Origin of the sequence: Streptomyces cacaoi (genome assembly GCF_006539165.1) — a bacterium.
In the GTDB taxonomy this organism is placed as follows: Bacteria; Actinomycetota; Actinomycetes; order Streptomycetales; family Streptomycetaceae; genus Streptomyces; species Streptomyces cacaoi.
This window is the reverse complement of sequence record NZ_BJMM01000006.1, coordinates 66,320-81,621: the sequence shown is the minus strand read 5'-3', so window position 1 is coordinate 81,621 and position 15,302 is coordinate 66,320. Positions and strand designations below refer to the sequence as shown.

Sequence of the window (15,302 nt, the reverse complement as noted above, 5' to 3'; positions counted from 1 at the left end):
ACGCCGGGCGCCTCAGCTCTCGGTGGGAGACGGCAGGTTCGGCGCCGGACCGGTGTGCTCCGGTGCGTCTGCGCGCCTTCGGCCGGCGCCGGGCACGGTCAGCGCCAGCAGGACCAGCACGGAGGCCGCGATGCCGTAGACGGCGTACGGCACGGTGGTACCGGCGAGTTGGGCGGCGCCGCAGCCGACGACACCGGCGAGCATGCTGCCGAGCGCCGCCGCGGGCCGCAGTGCGCAGCGCGTGCGCAGCAGATAGCCGACGAAGACGGGGGCCGCGAGGGCCGCGGCCGAGTAGGCGTAGCTGGCCACGAGCCAGTCCAGGGCGCTCGGGAAGGCGATGGCAAGACCTGCGGCGAGCGCGGCGACGAGCACGGTGACCACCCGTGACAGGGTGACGGTCGTCCGGTCGCCGGTGCGGCGCTCCAGCACGTTCTGGTAGAGGTCGCGGATGACGTTGGCGACGACGGACTGGAGGGCGGCCCCGGTGGTAGAGATGATCGTCGCGACGAGGAAGGCGCCGTAGACGACGAGGAGCACCGCGGGCAGCCGGGTGATGAGCCAGCCCGCCGCCTCCTCCGGGTTGGCGAGGTCGGGTTTCATGGCGCGGACGGCGAGGCCGATGCAGCCGGCGTACAGACCGCCCACGAGGATCGTCACCCCGGACAGCACCAGTCCGCGGCGCGCGTCGGAGACCTTTCTGGTGGCGAACACCCGCTGGAAGTACAGCTGGTTGGTCAGCGTGCCGGGCACGATCGCCGCCACCCACAGTCCGATCTGTTCCCCGCCGACCGCCGTCAGCCCACCGGGCCGCCACAGCCCGTCGGGCACCCGCGCGGTCATACCGCTCCAGCCGCCGGCCAGGTGCAGCGCGTAGCCGGCCACCACCAGGGACATCACGATCTTGAAGATGCCGAAGACGAAGTCCGTCCACACCACCGAGGTCAGCCCGCCGGGCAGCACGAAGATGAGCGAGCCTGCGGTGACGGTGAGGATGAGGACGGTCGAGGAGATCCCGGTCAGCTCCCCGAACAGCTTGGCGAAGGCGACGAATTGGGTGGCCAGCCAGCCGAAGGGCACGATGAGCGCGGCGATCGAGGCCATGGCGGTGACCGGTCTGCTGGCGCCGAACAGCCGCCCGATGATGTCCGGGATCGTGGTGAACCGCTGCTGGCGCAGCCATCGGGCGATGAGTGCGAGGCCCAGGAAGCCCAGCAGGACGCAGCCCTCGTAGGCGAAGACGGACCAGCCGGCGGAGTAGGCGATGCCGACGTGGGCGATGAGGACACCGCCGCCGACCGCGGTGGCGAACTGGGTGATCACGACGACGCCGAGCGGCAGCGACTCGGGGGCCGCCAGCCAGTCGTCGGAGTTCTTCGCGCGTCTGCCGAAGTACATCGACAGCAGGGCGCCCAGCGCGATGACGAGCAGGCTGGCGAGGACGATGGCGAGGATCTGGCCGGTCGAATTACTGGGCATGGCCTGCCTCCAGGCATGACGGGACCAGCACCCGGGCGCCGCAGCGGGGCGGAGCGCGGCACGGCGCACACGGGCGTTGAGGGGGCGCGGGGGTGGTGAGCGGGCGGAGGTGGGGGGCGAGGGGTGCGGGGCCCGGGGTGTGGGCGCAGGGTTCAGGCTGTGGCCGGACGGCCCGGGGGCGGGGTGTGGGCGCGGGCCCGGGCGTGTGGGCGCGGGCCCGCGGATGCGGGCGCGGGGGCCGGTGGGGGGGGGGAGCGCCGGGCGCGGGGACCCGGGGTTCGGGGCGGGGACGGGAACGCGGCAGGCGGTGAAGACGCGGAGCGGCGTGGGCGGGCGCGGCGGGGAGGCTCCGGCGTTCCGGGGCGCGGAGGTCCCCGGGAGCGAGGGAGGCCGGGGCTCAGGGATCAGGGGCCAGGGGCCGAGGGACCGGGTCGGGCTCAGGTGGTGGTGAAGCGGTGGGGGTCGAGCGCGGTGAGGTCGTAGGCGGTTTCACCGGTGAGCGCGAGGTCGGCCGCGATCTGGCCGAAGACGGGGGCGAGTTTGAAGCCGTGGCCGGAGAAGCCGGTGAGGACGGTGGCGCCCGGAGCGCCGGGCAGCGGGCCCACCGCGGGGTGCCCGTCGGGGGTGAATCCCTCCGCGTAGGTGCCGATGCGCACCGGGTCGGGAACGAGCCCGGGCAGCAGCCGGGCGACCGCGGCGGACGCGGCACGGGCGAACCCGGGGTCGGCGCCGCGCGGCAGGTTCTCGGGGCCGTCGATGGGGGGCCAGCCGAGGTGGTGCGGCACGATCTTGACGGCCACCCCGTCGAGCACGGGGAAGCAGGAGAACCCCGCCTCGGGGTGCCGGCGGATGGCGATGGGCAGCCGGTCCGGCCGGTGCGCGGCCACATCGCGTGCCGCGAACCAGCAGGCGGTGATCAGCTGGGCCTGTACCGGCAGCGCCGCCGTCGGTGCGAACCGTGCCGCCCACGGGCCGGGGCTGAGGACGACGTGGTCGACGTCGTGGGTCTCCCCCAGCGCGGTGATGCGCCAGCCGCCCGCTCTCTCCGTCACGTCGTCGACCGGGTGGTAGCTGAGGATCCGGGCGCCGTGCTCCTCCGCCGCCTCCAGCGCGGCCTGGACGGCGGGCTCGGGGCGCAGCACCCCGGCGCCCGGATCGTGCACGGCTATCTCCCCTTCGTCCAGGCGGTGTTGGGGGAAGCGGGCGGCGCTCTGTGCGCGGTCCAGGATCTCGTGCGGCAGCCCGGCGTCCTCGGCGCAGCGGCGTACCGCGGCCACATCGGGCTCGTCGGGAGCGCCGAGGGTCAGCCCGCCGCACAGGGTCAGCAGTGCGCGTCCGCTGTCCGTCTCCAGCGTGCGCCACAGCTCACGGGCCTTCAGCAACAGCGGGACATAGGAGGCGCCTTCCTTGTAGACGGTGCGGAAGATGCGGGACTCGCCGGCCGACGCGCCTCTGTCGTGTCCTCGTCCGTACGCGTCGAAGGCGAGGACCCGCGCGCCGCGGGCGGCGAGCCGCCACGCCGCCATGGCGCCGATGACGCCGGTTCCGACAATCGCCACTCGGGGCTGGGCAGCCGTCATGTGTGCTCCTTGGGGATCCGGCGCGCACAGCGGCGGCACCGGTGGGATCAGTCGTCGCGGACCGACTGCTCGATGTAGAACTCCATGAGGCCGGGGCGCAGCAGAAAGGCCGCCGACTCGGCGAGCTCTCCGTTCTCCAGCCAGGTGAGCCTGCGTTGCCGGAGGACGGGAACGCCCGGTTCGCAGGCGAGCAGGTGCGCGGTCCGCTCGTCGAGCAGGACGGGGTCGAGATACATGCGCGAGGTGGCGAGCGGGACGCCCCGCGCACGGAAGTAGGGGATCATCGTGAGGTGCGTCAGCTCCTCGTCGAGCAGGTGGGGGGCCAACGCGAAGGGGACGGTGGTGTGTTCGAGGGCGAGCGGGGTCTCTTCGGTGTCGAACTTGCGGCGCACCAGATGGTTCACGGGGGTGTCGTCGTCCAGCCCGGGCACGGGAGGGGTCACCTCCGCCGCGCGGACGACCGCGGCACTGTGCACCTCGTGACGCCCCGGGATCTCCGGGGTGGCCAGCCGCGGGTTGACGAACCGGAGCAGGTTCTCCTTGCGCACTCCGTCCGCCACGAACGTGCCCTTGCGCCGGTGCCGTTCGACGAGACCGGCCTGCGCCAACTCGCTCAGTACCCGCTGCGCCGTGGCCCGGCCGATCGCGTGCTGTTCCTGCAACTCGGCCTCGGTGGGCAGCCGTGAGCCGGGAGGCAGTTCCCCGGATCTGATACGGGCTTCCAACTCGTTCCGGATCCGGAGGTACAGCGGTGGTGCCGACATGAAAGGACCGTAGTAGTCGCCCAATTGACCGGTCAATACTTGTGACAGGACGGGCGCCTTCCGTCGTCCCGGCCGGTCACGACAGGCGTCTGCCCCCGCACCTCGGGCGCGGGGGCAGACGGAAATGCGCAGGCGGATCCGGCCCGTCAACCGTCCAGTTGTGCGCCGCCGCCGTGCCGGACGAGGGCGCAGAGGTGTTCGTGGAGGACCTTCAGCCCGCCGGGCGGGACGGCGGCAGGGCTGCCGGTGAGGGTGTACCACTCCTCGGCACCGGTGTACGTCACGTCGACCGCGGCCCGCCCGCCGGCCGTCGAGCGGGTGACGAGCGTCAGATCGCCGGTGATGACGCCGACCTCGTCGGTCATCACCCCGCCGGGGCCGGCCCGCACCTGGTCCTCGAACCGGCCGGCGCCCGCGTCCCGCCCGCTGCGTCCGCCGTGCCCACCGCGTTCGCCGTGCCCGCCGAACACACCGCGGTCTCGGCGGTCCCCACGGCCCCCACGGCTTCTGTGGCTTCCCTCTCCCCCGTTCACGAGCAGCTCTCCAGCATGCGCGCGAGCGTGGTCTTCTCCGCGGAGGTGACCGAGAGCCGGTAGTGGGACTTCACGCCCGTCCAGGCACGGGCGTAGGTGCACCGGTAGCCCTTGGCCGGCGGCTGCCAGTCCTCCGGGCCCTGGTCGCCCTTGGTGCGGTTCGTGGTGGCGGAGACGGCCAGCAGCTGGGGCCGGGTCAGATCGTTGGCGAATCCCTCGCGGCGCTCCTGGTCCCACTCGCGGGCGCCGGAACGCCAGGCGTTGGCGAGCGGCACCATGTGGTCGATGTCCAGATCCGAGGCGTCGGTGAACGTCTTGTCGTCGTAGACGCTGGTCCAGCGGCCGGAGACCGCCCGGCACTCGTCGTTCTGCTTGACGTCGCGGCCGGCCCGCTGGAGCACCTTCTCGCGGGTGTCGCACCGCTCGCCCTGCGACGACCAGTGCGGGAACTTCTCCCGCGAGTACCCGTCCATGCTCCCGTGCGGGCGCACGGTCAGCTTCCCGAGCGCTTCGCGCGCCTGCCGGGCCGACGGGACGCCGGGCAGCCCGCCGGCGTCGGCCCGTGCCTCGCCGCTGGGCGAGCCGGACGCGGGAGCCTTCTCGTCCCCGCTCGTGCCGGACCCGGTGTCCTCCGCGGCGGACGAGCACCCCGCCAGCGTCAACGCCGTCACCGCCACCGCTGCCGCCGCCCGCACCGACCACCGTCGCCGTCGCATCCGTTGCCCCTCCCTGCTGTCCGTGCGGTGCCTCCCCGTGGGTCCCGGCCCGCACGTGTCTTTCCGGCCTCGGTCAGTGTCCCCAGGCGTGCCGGCAGACACTCATGATGTCGCCGCGCATGCCTGCCTCACGCCCCCACCGGCACAGTTCCGCCGGGCGCACGCTGGGGTCGCCGGACGGCGCGGGCGGTCCCGGCCGGCGCGGGGGTTGCCGCTCGGGCGCGGGCCGCTGGGCGGGCGCCTGCTCGCGCGCTCCGGGCTCACCGGCGGGCGCGGCGGACGGCCGGGCCGCGGGCGGCGGGGCGGTACGGGAGGGCGCGCCGGGGCGCGGCGCGGCCGGGTGGCTGCGGCGCGGGCGGCTCGTGCCGGTCTCGGAAGGGGACTCCTTGCCGGCGCCGGCACGGTGCCCCGGCGGCGACGGCGAGGACGTCGGCTTCCGCGACGGTTCGGGGTGGACGGTGACGCACCCGGCGAGCGCCACCAGCAACAGGATGATCACGACCGTCCGGCGCATCGGCTCCATGCCGTGCCCAACTCCCCACCGGCACCGGAGGTCACCGGCCGCCCGGCGTGTCCCGCCACGAACAACACGACGCGCCCCGGCCGCGAAGCCCCTCCGCACCGTCCCGTCGTCGGCCGAGGCTGTCTCCCGGATGGCCCGCGCAGGCCCGCCGGCGTCTCCCGATGTCGCTCCGCCGCCTCTCCGTGAGTTTTTCCGGCGCCCGTCCCACGTCCCCCTCGAAGCCCATCGCGAACCTCTTCACCACCACGCCGCGAGGTCCTCGGGACCTTCCCGGGCCTTCGGAATCGCCGAAGGTTTCCTGCGCCGACCCGTGCTTGTTCCGCCCGGTGGCCTCCGATTGCCTGTGCGGGGCGTCACCCGAACCGGTGGCGCGGAGCGTGGAGGTGGACGTGAGCGCGCACACGGCACAGGAGGCGACGGCCGGGGCCGGGCAGGAGCGGGGGCCCGGCCGGGCCGTGTCCCAGCGGGACTGGTGGGTCATCGGGCTGCTCCTCGCCTTCTTCACGCTCAACTTCGCCGACAAGGCGGCGATCGGGCTGGCCGCGCCGGACGTCGAACGGGAACTCGGCCTGGACGCCGGGCAGTACGGGCTGGTGTCCAGCTCGTTCTTCTGGCTGTTCGCCGTGGGCGCCGTGGTGCTCGCGCTGCTCTTCCGGCGGATCGGCTGGCGCTGGTCGGCCGCACTGCTCATGCTCGCGTGGGTGGCGAGCATGGCGCCGCTGACCGTGCCCACCACGCTGACGGTGCTGATCGTCTCGCGGATGGTGCTCGGCTTCTTCGAGGGCCCTGCGCACGTGCTGTGCCAGTCGATCGTCGCCGACCGGTTCGCGCCGGAGCGGCGGGCGTTCGCCGGTGCCGTCGTCAACGCGGGCTCCTCGCTCGGGCCGTTGGCCGCCGCACCGGTCCTCACCTGGGTGATCCTCACCTGGAGCTGGCACGCGGCGTTCCTGGTGCTCGTCGGGGCCGGGCTGGCGTGGGTGGTGGTCTGGTGGCTGGTGACCCGGCGGGAGCCGGGCATGGGACGCCCGGGCACGGCACCGCCACGGGCCGGCCGCGCGGCGGAACCGGCCGATCCGCACGGGGACATCGAGGTGTCGCTGCCGGCGCTGCTGCGGCTGGGGAGCTTCTGGGGCCTCGCGCTGCTGTCCTTCGCCGGCTACCTCATCACCTCGCTGAAGGTGGCGTGGCTGCCGTCGTTCCTGCACAACGGGATGGGCTACTCGCAGCAGACCGTCGGTGTCCTCGTCACCCTTCCCTACGGGCTGGCGGTCGTCGTCCTGCTCGCCGCGGGGTGGCTGTCCGGGCGTCTGCTGCGGGCCGGGCGTACGGCGCGGGCCGCGCGGGGCTTCCTGACGGCGGGCTTCCTGTGCTTCGCGGGCCTGGCGATGATCGCGTTCACCCGGGTACCGCCCGGCGGGCTGCAACTGGCCCTCGTGGTGGGCGCGTTCTCGATCAACAGCGTGGCCTTCTCGGTGGCCTTCGCGGGCGCCGCAGACTTCCTGCCCCGCAGGCACCGGCCCGGCTTCTTCGGCTGCATCATCGCCGTCTACAGCGTCGCCGGCATCGTCGCGCCCTGGGCGCTGGGGCTCATCGTGGACGCGGCGAGCACCCCGGCCCGGGGCTACGCCGACGGCTTCCTGGTGGTCGGCATAGCCATCTGCCTCTTCGCCGTCGCCGGCGGCCTGCTGCTGAACCCGGCGCGGTCGCGCGAGGTGCTGCTGGCCGGGACGACACGCCGCCGTGCGGCAGTGAAAGCAGCAGAAGCGGAGGCGGCCCGGTGACGGCGGCGGAGACAGCCGGGACCACGGACATGACGGGGACGGCGGTGACGCGTCCGCTGGCCGGGCTGCGCGTCGTGGACCTCGGGCAGTACATCGCGGCGCCGGGCGCCGGGCAGAACCTCGCCGATCTGGGCGCCGACGTCATCAAGGTGGAGCCGCCGGCCGGGGACCAGGCGCGCGGCATCGGCCCGCTCGGGCAGGCGATGGTGCGGGCCAACAACCGGGGCAAGCGCAGCCTCGCCGTCGATCTGCGCACCGGGGCCGGCCGGCAGGTGGTGGACGACCTCGTGGACTCGGCGGACGTGCTCCTGCACAACTTCCGGCACGGCGTGAGCGCACGCCTGGGGCTCGACCCGGACACCGTGCTGGCGCGCCGTCCCGGGCTGGTCTACGGATTCGTCACCGGGTTCGGCACCCGCGGCCCGTCCGCGTACCGGGTGGGTCTGGACGTCGCCGCGCAGGCGGAGTTCGCCGTCATGGACCTCACCGGTGAGGCGGACGGCGATCCGCAGCGCGTGGGGTTCACCGTCGCCGATGTGCTGGCGGCGCAGGCGCTCACCTCGGGCGTGCTGGCCGCGCTGCTGCACCGCGCCACGACCGGGCGGGGCGAGGTGGTGGAGACCTCGCTCATGGAGGCGGTGGTCCACGCGCAGGCGGCCACCTGGGCCGAGTACGGACTGAGCGGTGCGGTGCCGCGCCGCCGCGGGCACGGGCAGGCGCTGGCGGCGCCCGCAGCGGACCTGGTGCGCACCCGGGACGGCGGCGCGCTGGTTCTCTCGGCGTACACCGCGGACAAGTTCGCCGCTCTCTGCTCGCTGATCGGCCAGCCGGAACTCGCCGACGATCCCCGCTTCGCCACCAACGCGGCCCGTGTCGCCCACCGTCCACAGCTGCTGGAGGTGCTGCACAGCACGCTGGGCGGCCTGGACCGGCCGCAGGCACTGGAGCGGCTGCGCTCGGCCGGGATCGTGTGCGGGGCCGTGCGCAGGTTCGACGAGGTGGTCGGGGACGCCGATGTGCTGGCGTCCGGGCTGATCGCCGACTGCCGGGGCGCACACGCCGCCTACACCGCGCCGACCACGCCGTTCTCGCTGGGCGGCAGGCGTCCCACGTCCTCGCCGCCCGCGCCCGAGGTCGGCGAGCACACCGGCCCCGTCCTCGCCGAACTGGGCCGCAGCGAGGCGGACATACGAGCGTTGACCGAAGGCGGTGTCGTCGTCCGCGCGGACGCCGGCACGGCCGTCCCGAAGGAGGAGCCCACATGATCGACCCCGACCTGTTCCCGCTCGGCTTCGAGGAGTATCTGAAGCGGGTGGCCACCCTGACCGACGAGGTCCTCATCCCCGCCGAGCCGCAGATGGTGGCCCACGGCGCGGTCCCGGACCACGTCGTGCGGGCGCTGGCCCGCGGCGGGCTGTTCGCGGTGTCGATACCCCGGCGGTACGGCGGGCTGGAGTGGAACATGGTCGAACAGGTCCGGCTCACCATGGAGTTCACCCGCGCGTCGTGCGTGTACCGCTCGCGCTTCTCGACCGTGATCGGGCTGTGCGCCCAGGCGATCCTCGCGCACGGCACCGAGGAGCAGCGGGCCGGGCTGCTGCCCCGGATGGCGGCGGGCGAGCACGTCACGGCCTTCGCGCTCACCGAGCCGGAGGCGGGCTCGGACGCCGCCTCCCTGACCACCACGGCGCGCAGGGCCGACGGCGGCTGGGTCCTCGACGGCGGCAAGCGGTACATCACCAACGGCCACTGGGCGGACGAACTGCTGGTCTTCGCCCGGACCGGGGAGGCGGCCGAGGGAGCCGGCGGGATCTCCGCCTTTCTCGTGCCACGGCAGCACCCGGGCGTCACCACCCGGCTGCCGACGCGGATGAACGGCCACGCCGAGGCCCCGGTGGCCGAGATCGAGCTGGACGGTGTGCGGGTCGGCGACGACGCCCTGCTCGGCGGCTCGCCGGGGGAAGGGTTCGCCGCGGCGCTGCACGGCATCAACCACGCCCGGCTGCACGTCGCGGCGACCTGCGTCGGCCAGGCCACCCGGATGCTGGAGGAGGCCGGGCGGCATCTGCGGCAGCGGCAGCAGTTCGGCGCGCCGTTGGACGAACTCGGCGCGGTCCAGGCCGAGTTGGGTGCATGTTTCGCCGATCTGGAGGCGGGCCGGGCACTTGCCGTGGAGGCGGCGCGGGCGTACGACGCGGGCGCTGTGCCACGCCACCGCATCGCCGCGGCCAAGCTGTTCTGCTCGGAGATGGCGGGCCGGGTGGCGGACCGCTGCGTCCAGCTCCTCGGCGGCGCCGGCATCGTCGGGGACAGCCCGGTGCCGCGGATGTGGCGGGACGTGCGGGCGCTGCGCATCTACGAGGGCTCCTCGCCGGTGCACGAACGGAACCTGGGGCGGGCGGTGGCCCGGCAGGTGGCACGGGACGGCACCCTGCCGGACACCTTCCGCGTCACCCGCGGCCCGGCCGTCGGCGCGTAGCGCACCACGCGGCGGGCGCGGGCCGGCGCCGCTCCCCCGACGGGCCTTCTCCCCGGCCCGCTCCCCCGCCGCGCGGACCACCCCGTCGGCCCGCCGCGTGGACCGCCCCGCCGGCCGCCCGGCTCCCGGGCATACCCTGAGCTGGGAAGACGATCCGCGAGGGCGGCCACCGGCGTGCCCGCGTGCGGACGCACGGCACGGCGGTCCGGCACGGGACGAGCACAGGCCGGGCGCGGAGAGAGCCGGTGGAGCGAGGAGAGAACCGGTGGAGCTGAGGCAGCTGGAGCACTTTCTGGCCGTCGTGGACCACGGCGGTCTCGGCCGGGCGGCGGAACGGCTCTATCTGTCGCAGCCCGCCGTCTCCGGTTCGATCCGCGCCCTGGAACGCGAGTTGAAGGTCTCCCTCTTCCATCGCACCGGCCGCCGGCTGGCGCCGACCTCCGCCGGGCTGGAACTCGTCCCGCTGGCCCGCCGGGTGCTGGACGACGTGGTCGCGGCCCAGGACGCCATGCGCAGCGCGCGGGAGGTGAACGGCGGCGTGCTCACCGTGATGTGCACGCCGGACATGTCCGGGGAGGCGGTGGCTTCCTGGGCCGGCGGGTTCACCCACAAGTACCCGGCGGTCCGGCTGGACATCAGCGAGGTCGGGTCCCGGCAGGAGCTGCTCACGGCGGTGGCCGACGGGCAGGCGGAGCTGGGGTTCACGCTCGCCTCCGGCCTCCGCGACGATCTCGGTTTCGTCGAACTCGGGGTGCAGCGGCTGCTGCTCGTCCGGCCGCGCGGGCACCGTCCGGCGACGGCCGGTGCGAGCGTGCCGCTCTCGGCGATCGGCGATCTGCCGCTCGCCTGCCGGCAGGCCGCGCCCCACGAGGACGACGCGGTGCACACGGCGCTGGCGGCGCACGGCGTCGAGCCCGTGATCGGTGCGAACGTCCCGAGCCGGAGTGCGCAGCTGGCCTTCGTGCTCGGCTCGGGTTTCCAGGCGTTCCTGCCGCTGCGCATGTGTGCGACGGCGCTGGACGCGGGCGCCTGCGTCGTCGAGACGGACCCGCTGATCGAGTCCCCGTTCGGAGTGGTGCACCGGTCCGGGGCGCTCGCGCCGGCCGCGCAGCAGTTCGTGCACGACGTCCGGTCGGCGCTGCGGAGTTGGTACGACGCCATCGCGGCACACCGCGAGGCGGGGCTCGACCTGGTGGACGCGGTGGTCGCCGCGCGGAACGCCGCGGCCTGAGCGACGGAAGGGCCGGGGCGCGATCGGCCCCGGCCCGGGGTGGCCGCTCCCGGCGCCGTCAGCCGTGGCGTCCGGCAGGCCCCCCGGCTCCCCGCCCGCGCGGCATCAGCAGCGGCAGCCATGCCACGTCCACGATCTCGACGAGGGCCGCGTCCGGTACCGGGCGCAGCGTGGTGAGCATGTCGTGCCGCAGCAGGTCGAACGGCAGATCCACCACGCGGGACGGGCGGGGCACGTCGGGCAGTTCGCCCCGCTCGACGGCGCGGGCGACGATCTGCTCGAAGGGGGTGCCCTCGTCCGGCGCTCGCAGCGCGTCACGCAGTTCGCCGAAGGTGCTGCCGGTGTCCCGGAAGTAGTCCATGAGCTGCACCCCGAGCAGGGTGATGATGCGTGCGCGGCCGGCGTTGGCGTTGCGCAGGAAGCCGAGCGCGTCCTCGCGGAGGCTGCCGGTGTCGGGCACCTCGATGGGCAGGCAGTAGCGGGTGAGGGTGGCGAACAGCAGGTCGTCGCGCTGCGGCCAGCGGCGGTAGAGCACGGGGCGGCTGGTGCCGGCGCGGGCGGCGACCGCCTCGTAGGTGAAGCCGGGGTAGCCGTGTTCGACCAGCACGTCCCAGGCGGCGTCCAGGATCGCGTCCTCCAGCGCGGCGCCGCGTCGCCGGGTCGCACCGCTGCCGGACTTCGCCGCTGCGTCATGTCGGGGATTCACTTGTGTATCTTAACGCGCCCGCTTACGGTTGCCCCTCATTGGATACAGGACCGTACCTTGAGGAGTGGCGTCAGGATGCACGACGTCGTCATCGTCGGCGGTGGACCCGCCGGCCTCTTTCTGGCCTGCGAACTCCGCCTCGCGGGGGCCCGGCCGCTGGTGCTGGAACGACGGGCCGAGCCCGATCCGTCGGACAAGGCGCACGGCCTCACCGGCCAGGTCGTGCAACTGCTCGACCACCGCGGCCTCTTCACCCGCTGCGGCGGCCGGGACGCCCCCGAGCCGGCACCGGGCTTCCACTTCGGCGGAATACCGCTGCCGCTGCACACACTCGGCGCGGACAACCCGATGCACCTCCTGCCGATCGACCAGCGCGAGCTCGAACGGGTGCTCACCGAGCGGGCGGCCGAGCTGGACGCGGAGATCCGGCGCGGCTGGGAGGTGCTGTCGTTCCGGCAGGACGACGAGCAGGTCGAGGTCGTGGCACGAGACGCGGACGGAAACGAGCGGACGTGCACGGCCCGCTACCTCGTCGGCTGCGACGGCGGGGGCAGCCTCGTCCGCAAGCAGGCGGGCATCGCCTTCCCCGGCAGCAGCGACGACCACGCCGTGGACCGCACAGCCCTCATCGCGCCCGGTGACGGCTACCGGGCGCTGCCGGGCGGACGCGTCGCGATCGACGGCCTCGGCGAGATCCCGGCGGCCTTCCACCGCACCGAGCGGGGCGTCTTCACACTCCTCGCGCACCACCCGGAACGGATGCTGATCAGCACGACCGAATGGGAGGAGCACCCGGCGGGCGACGCACCGGGCCCGGGCACCCCGATGACCCGGGCCGAACTGGAGGACAGCGTCGCCCGGGTGCTGGGAGTGCGCCTGCCGCTGTCACCACCGGCGGCCGGCACCCCCACGCTCCTGCGCCGTATGTGCGGACGCAACTACCGGATCGCCGACCGCTATCGCGTCGGACGCGTCTTCCTCGCGGGCGACGCCGCACACGTCAGCCACGGCCCGACGCTGAACACGGCGCTGCACGACGCGGCCAACCTCGGCTGGAAACTCGGAGCCGCGGTGCGCCGCCGCGCCCCGGAGGGCCTGCTGGACAGCTACGCGACCGAGCGCCGGGCCTGCGCCGAACGCGTACTCCTGCACACCCGCGCCGGGAGCGCGCTGCTGTCGCCCGGAGCCGAAGTCGACGCCCTGCGCACGCTCTTCACCGAACTCCTGGACCGCCCCGAGAACCTCCACGCGGTCGCCGCCCTGGTGGCGGGCTCCGACGTCCGCTACGACATGGGTGAGGCCCACCCCGCCGCCCCCACCGGCGGTTTCGCTCCGGAGTTCGAGCTGACCACCACCGACGGCCGCACCCTCCGCCTCGCCGAACTCCTGCGCGAGGCACACCCGTTGCTGATCGACCTCACCGGCACGGAGGCCCTCGCCGCCGCCATGGAACCCTGGCGCGGACAGGTGCACCGGGTGACCGCCACCGCCAAGTCCGCACCGGCACCCGCACTGCTCATCCGGCCGGACGGCTACGTGGCCTGGGCAGGCAACACCCCGACCGGCCTCCACGCCGCCCTCACCCGCTGGTTCGCCCAGACCTGAGCCCCGTCGGTCCGTCACTCCGCTCCGAAGCCGACCCCGCACACCGCCGGACAGCCGTCGTACCCCGGCGGCCTGCACCGTCGCCCCGCCGCCCAGCCACCCGGGCGGCCGACGGCGGTGCAGGCCTGCCGCCGACAGCCCCGACCGCTCGCGGAGCCGCCACCGACCAGTACGCCGAGATCGCGGCGCACACCCACCCCCTGTCGAACTGCCCGCCGACCAGGCCGAGTTGTACTGCCGCTCCCCCATCCGGCCACGCGGCGCCACCCGTTGACCGACGGCCGCGGCAAGTGGGTTGCCCTCCGAGTAGACCAGTCGTATAGTCCTGGTGTCAGAGCGCGGCAGAGGACCAACTCCCGGAAGGGGAAGGCGACATGGGACGCATCAAGGTCGGCACGGAGAACAGCACCGACATCGAACTGCACTACGAGGACAAGGGAGCCGGGCAGCCGGTCGTCCTCATCCACGGCTACCCGCTGGACGGCAACTCCTGGGAGGGTCAGGTCCCCGCCCTGCTGGCGGCCGGCCACCGGGTCATCACGTACGACCGGCGCGGCTTCGGCAAGTCCTCCCAGCCCTCCACCGGTTACGACTACGACACGTTCGCCGCCGACCTGCACACCGTCATGGAGACTCTCGATCTGCGTGACGCGGTCCTGGTCGGCTTCTCGATGGGCACCGGTGAGGTCGCCCGCTATCTGTCCACCTACGGCTCCGACCGGGTCGCCAAGGCCGTGTTCCTGGCCTCGCTGGAGCCGTACCTGGCGATCACCGACGACAACCCCGACGGCGCCGCCCCGCCCTCCTTCTTCGAGGGGGTCTCCGAGTCGGCGAAGAAGGACCGCTACGCCTTCTTCACCGATTTCTACGCGGACTTCTTCAACCTCGACGAGAACCTGGGCACCCGGGTGAGCGAGGAGGCCGTGCGCAACGCCTGGAACGTGGCGGCCGGCGCGGGCCCGATCGCCTCGGCCGCCGCCCCGCTGACCTGGCCCACCGACTTCCGGGCCGACATCCCCCGGATCGACGTGCCCAGCCTGATCGTGCACGGCACAGCCGACCGGACCCTGCCCGTCGACGCCACCGGGCGCCGCTTCGCCAAGGCCCTGCCCGCCGCCACGTACGTCGAGATCGACGGCGCCCCGCACGGGCTGCTCACCACCCACACCGCCGAAGTCAACGAGATCCTCCTGGAGTTCCTCGGCCGGTGACGCACCGGACCGCCCCGGCCGACGCACGAACCCACATAGACGACTGGTCTAATGGATGCTAGCGTGACGCACATGAAAACCACCCAGGGCGATACTCGCGCGAGCATCCTCAGGGCCGCCCAACAGATCCTCCCCCGCAAGGGGTTCGCGGCGGTGGGCATCAACGAGGTTCTCACCGCCGCCGGGGTCCCGAAGGGGTCCTTCTACCACTTCTTCGGCTCCAAGGACGCCTTCGGCGAGGCGTTGATGCGGGACTACTACGCCGACTACCTGGCGGACATGGACCGCACCCTCGCCGAACCCGGACTGACCGCGGCACAGCGGCTGATGAACTACTGGCAGAGCTGGCGCGAGATGCAGAGCGCCAACGACTGCCAGGGCAAGTGCCTGACCGTCAAGCTCAGCGCGGAGGTCTCCGACCTGTCGGAGTCGATGCGGCTCGCACTGAAGGAAGGCACCACCGCCATGGTCGACCGGCTGGAACGGACGATCATCGCCGGCGTGGAGGAGGGGTCGCTCTCGATCGACAGCTCCGCCCGCGACACCGCGCAGGCCCTGTACGACATGTGGCTCGGGGCGAGCCTCGTCGTCAAGATCCACCGCGACAAGAGCCCCTTCGACACCACGATGAAGCTCACCCGCCAGCTCCTGCACCTGTAGGGCTGCACCGCAAGCCGGCCGGTGCCACACCCCCGCC

General features: G+C 73.7%; 14 protein-coding genes. 7 read left to right on the top strand and 7 right to left on the bottom strand.

The genetic code is table 11. The features are described from left to right. Positions 1-12: 12 nt before the first annotated feature. From SCA03_RS07950 to SCA03_RS07925, 6 genes are all read right to left on the bottom strand, one after another. Positions 13-1,476 carry a sodium:solute symporter family protein gene (locus SCA03_RS07950; protein ID WP_030874170.1) on the bottom strand — a complete coding sequence of 488 codons (1,464 nt, stop codon included), beginning with the start codon at positions 1,474-1,476 and terminating at the stop codon, positions 13-15. A gap of 437 nt (positions 1,477-1,913) precedes the next feature. Next, positions 1,914-3,056, bottom strand: a complete 1,143-nt coding sequence (gene solA, locus SCA03_RS07945) for an N-methyl-L-tryptophan oxidase (RefSeq protein WP_141275276.1) — start codon at positions 3,054-3,056, stop codon at positions 1,914-1,916. 47 nt (positions 3,057-3,103) lie between these two features. After that, the gene (locus tag SCA03_RS07940) at positions 3,104-3,820 is read right to left on the bottom strand and encodes a GntR family transcriptional regulator (protein WP_086818229.1); all 717 of its coding nucleotides are present in this window, start codon (positions 3,818-3,820) and stop codon (positions 3,104-3,106) included. Between the two features lie 146 nt (positions 3,821-3,966). Further along, positions 3,967-4,290: a hypothetical protein gene (locus tag SCA03_RS07935; RefSeq protein ID WP_371863902.1), complete on the bottom strand. Its 324-nt coding sequence runs from the start codon at positions 4,288-4,290 to the stop codon at positions 3,967-3,969. Positions 4,291-4,349: 59 nt separating this feature from the next. Then, positions 4,350-5,069, bottom strand: coding sequence for an HNH endonuclease family protein (locus SCA03_RS07930; protein ID WP_170297873.1), 720 nt, complete (start codon positions 5,067-5,069; stop codon positions 4,350-4,352). A gap of 73 nt (positions 5,070-5,142) precedes the next feature. After that, positions 5,143-5,592, bottom strand: a complete 450-nt coding sequence (locus SCA03_RS07925; protein ID WP_086818226.1) for a hypothetical protein — start codon at positions 5,590-5,592, stop codon at positions 5,143-5,145. 389 nt (positions 5,593-5,981) lie between these two features. Here SCA03_RS07925 and SCA03_RS07920 point away from each other — a divergent pair, with 389 nt between their 5' ends. The 4 genes from SCA03_RS07920 to SCA03_RS07905 all read left to right on the top strand — a co-directional run bounded on the left by SCA03_RS07920 (position 5,982) and on the right by SCA03_RS07905 (position 11,083). Continuing rightward, positions 5,982-7,373, top strand: coding sequence for an MFS transporter (locus tag SCA03_RS07920; protein WP_211293578.1), 1,392 nt, complete (start codon positions 5,982-5,984; stop codon positions 7,371-7,373). A gap of 29 nt (positions 7,374-7,402) precedes the next feature. After that, a complete protein-coding gene (locus SCA03_RS07915; RefSeq protein ID WP_086818231.1) occupies positions 7,403-8,638 on the top strand; it encodes a CaiB/BaiF CoA transferase family protein in 1,236 nt (411 codons plus the stop codon). Beyond that, positions 8,635-9,852 (top strand): acyl-CoA dehydrogenase family protein, encoded by a 1,218-nt coding sequence (locus SCA03_RS07910; RefSeq protein WP_086818228.1) that lies wholly within the window; start codon positions 8,635-8,637, stop codon positions 9,850-9,852. The genes SCA03_RS07915 and SCA03_RS07910 overlap by 4 nt, the downstream gene beginning before the upstream one ends. A 265-nt stretch (positions 9,853-10,117) precedes the next feature. Next, positions 10,118-11,083 (top strand): LysR family transcriptional regulator, encoded by a 966-nt coding sequence (locus tag SCA03_RS07905; RefSeq protein WP_037848998.1) that lies wholly within the window; start codon positions 10,118-10,120, stop codon positions 11,081-11,083. Positions 11,084-11,141: 58 nt separating this feature from the next. Here SCA03_RS07905 and SCA03_RS07900 read toward each other — a convergent pair whose 3' ends face one another. Further along, entirely contained in the window at positions 11,142-11,789 is a 648-nt protein-coding gene (locus SCA03_RS07900) for a TetR/AcrR family transcriptional regulator (protein WP_086816300.1), read from the bottom strand. 75 nt (positions 11,790-11,864) lie between these two features. Here SCA03_RS07900 and SCA03_RS07895 point away from each other — a divergent pair, with 75 nt between their 5' ends. From SCA03_RS07895 to SCA03_RS07885, 3 genes are all read left to right on the top strand, one after another. After that, positions 11,865-13,394, top strand: a complete 1,530-nt coding sequence (locus SCA03_RS07895; protein WP_086816298.1) for an FAD-dependent monooxygenase — start codon at positions 11,865-11,867, stop codon at positions 13,392-13,394. A 374-nt stretch (positions 13,395-13,768) separates the two neighbouring features. Beyond that, the gene (locus SCA03_RS07890; RefSeq protein ID WP_086816296.1) at positions 13,769-14,605 is read left to right on the top strand and encodes an alpha/beta fold hydrolase; all 837 of its coding nucleotides are present in this window, start codon (positions 13,769-13,771) and stop codon (positions 14,603-14,605) included. Positions 14,606-14,677: 72 nt separating this feature from the next. Further along, on the top strand, positions 14,678-15,265 hold the full coding sequence (locus tag SCA03_RS07885) for a TetR/AcrR family transcriptional regulator (protein WP_030879546.1): 588 nt from the start codon (positions 14,678-14,680) through the stop codon (positions 15,263-15,265). The last annotated feature ends 37 nt before the right edge of the window (positions 15,266-15,302 follow it).

Excerpts from the sequence above, each read along its gene's own strand:
- SCA03_RS07950 (WP_030874170.1), bottom strand. The coding sequence starts at position 1,476 with ATGCCCAGTAATTCGACCGGCCAGATCCTCGCCATCGTCCTCGCCAGC.
- solA (WP_141275276.1), bottom strand. The coding sequence starts at position 3,056 with ATGACGGCTGCCCAGCCCCGAGTGGCGATTGTCGGAACCGGCGTCATC.
- SCA03_RS07940 (WP_086818229.1), bottom strand. The coding sequence starts at position 3,820 with ATGTCGGCACCACCGCTGTACCTCCGGATCCGGAACGAGTTGGAAGCC.
- SCA03_RS07930 (WP_170297873.1), bottom strand. The coding sequence starts at position 5,069 with ATGCGACGGCGACGGTGGTCGGTGCGGGCGGCGGCAGCGGTGGCGGTG.
- SCA03_RS07925 (WP_086818226.1), bottom strand. The coding sequence starts at position 5,592 with ATGGAGCCGATGCGCCGGACGGTCGTGATCATCCTGTTGCTGGTGGCG.
- SCA03_RS07915 (WP_086818231.1), top strand. The coding sequence starts at position 7,403 with ATGACGGGGACGGCGGTGACGCGTCCGCTGGCCGGGCTGCGCGTCGTG.
- SCA03_RS07910 (WP_086818228.1), top strand. The coding sequence starts at position 8,635 with ATGATCGACCCCGACCTGTTCCCGCTCGGCTTCGAGGAGTATCTGAAG.
- SCA03_RS07895 (WP_086816298.1), top strand. The coding sequence starts at position 11,865 with ATGCACGACGTCGTCATCGTCGGCGGTGGACCCGCCGGCCTCTTTCTG.
- SCA03_RS07890 (WP_086816296.1), top strand. The coding sequence starts at position 13,769 with ATGGGACGCATCAAGGTCGGCACGGAGAACAGCACCGACATCGAACTG.
- SCA03_RS07885 (WP_030879546.1), top strand. The coding sequence starts at position 14,678 with ATGAAAACCACCCAGGGCGATACTCGCGCGAGCATCCTCAGGGCCGCC.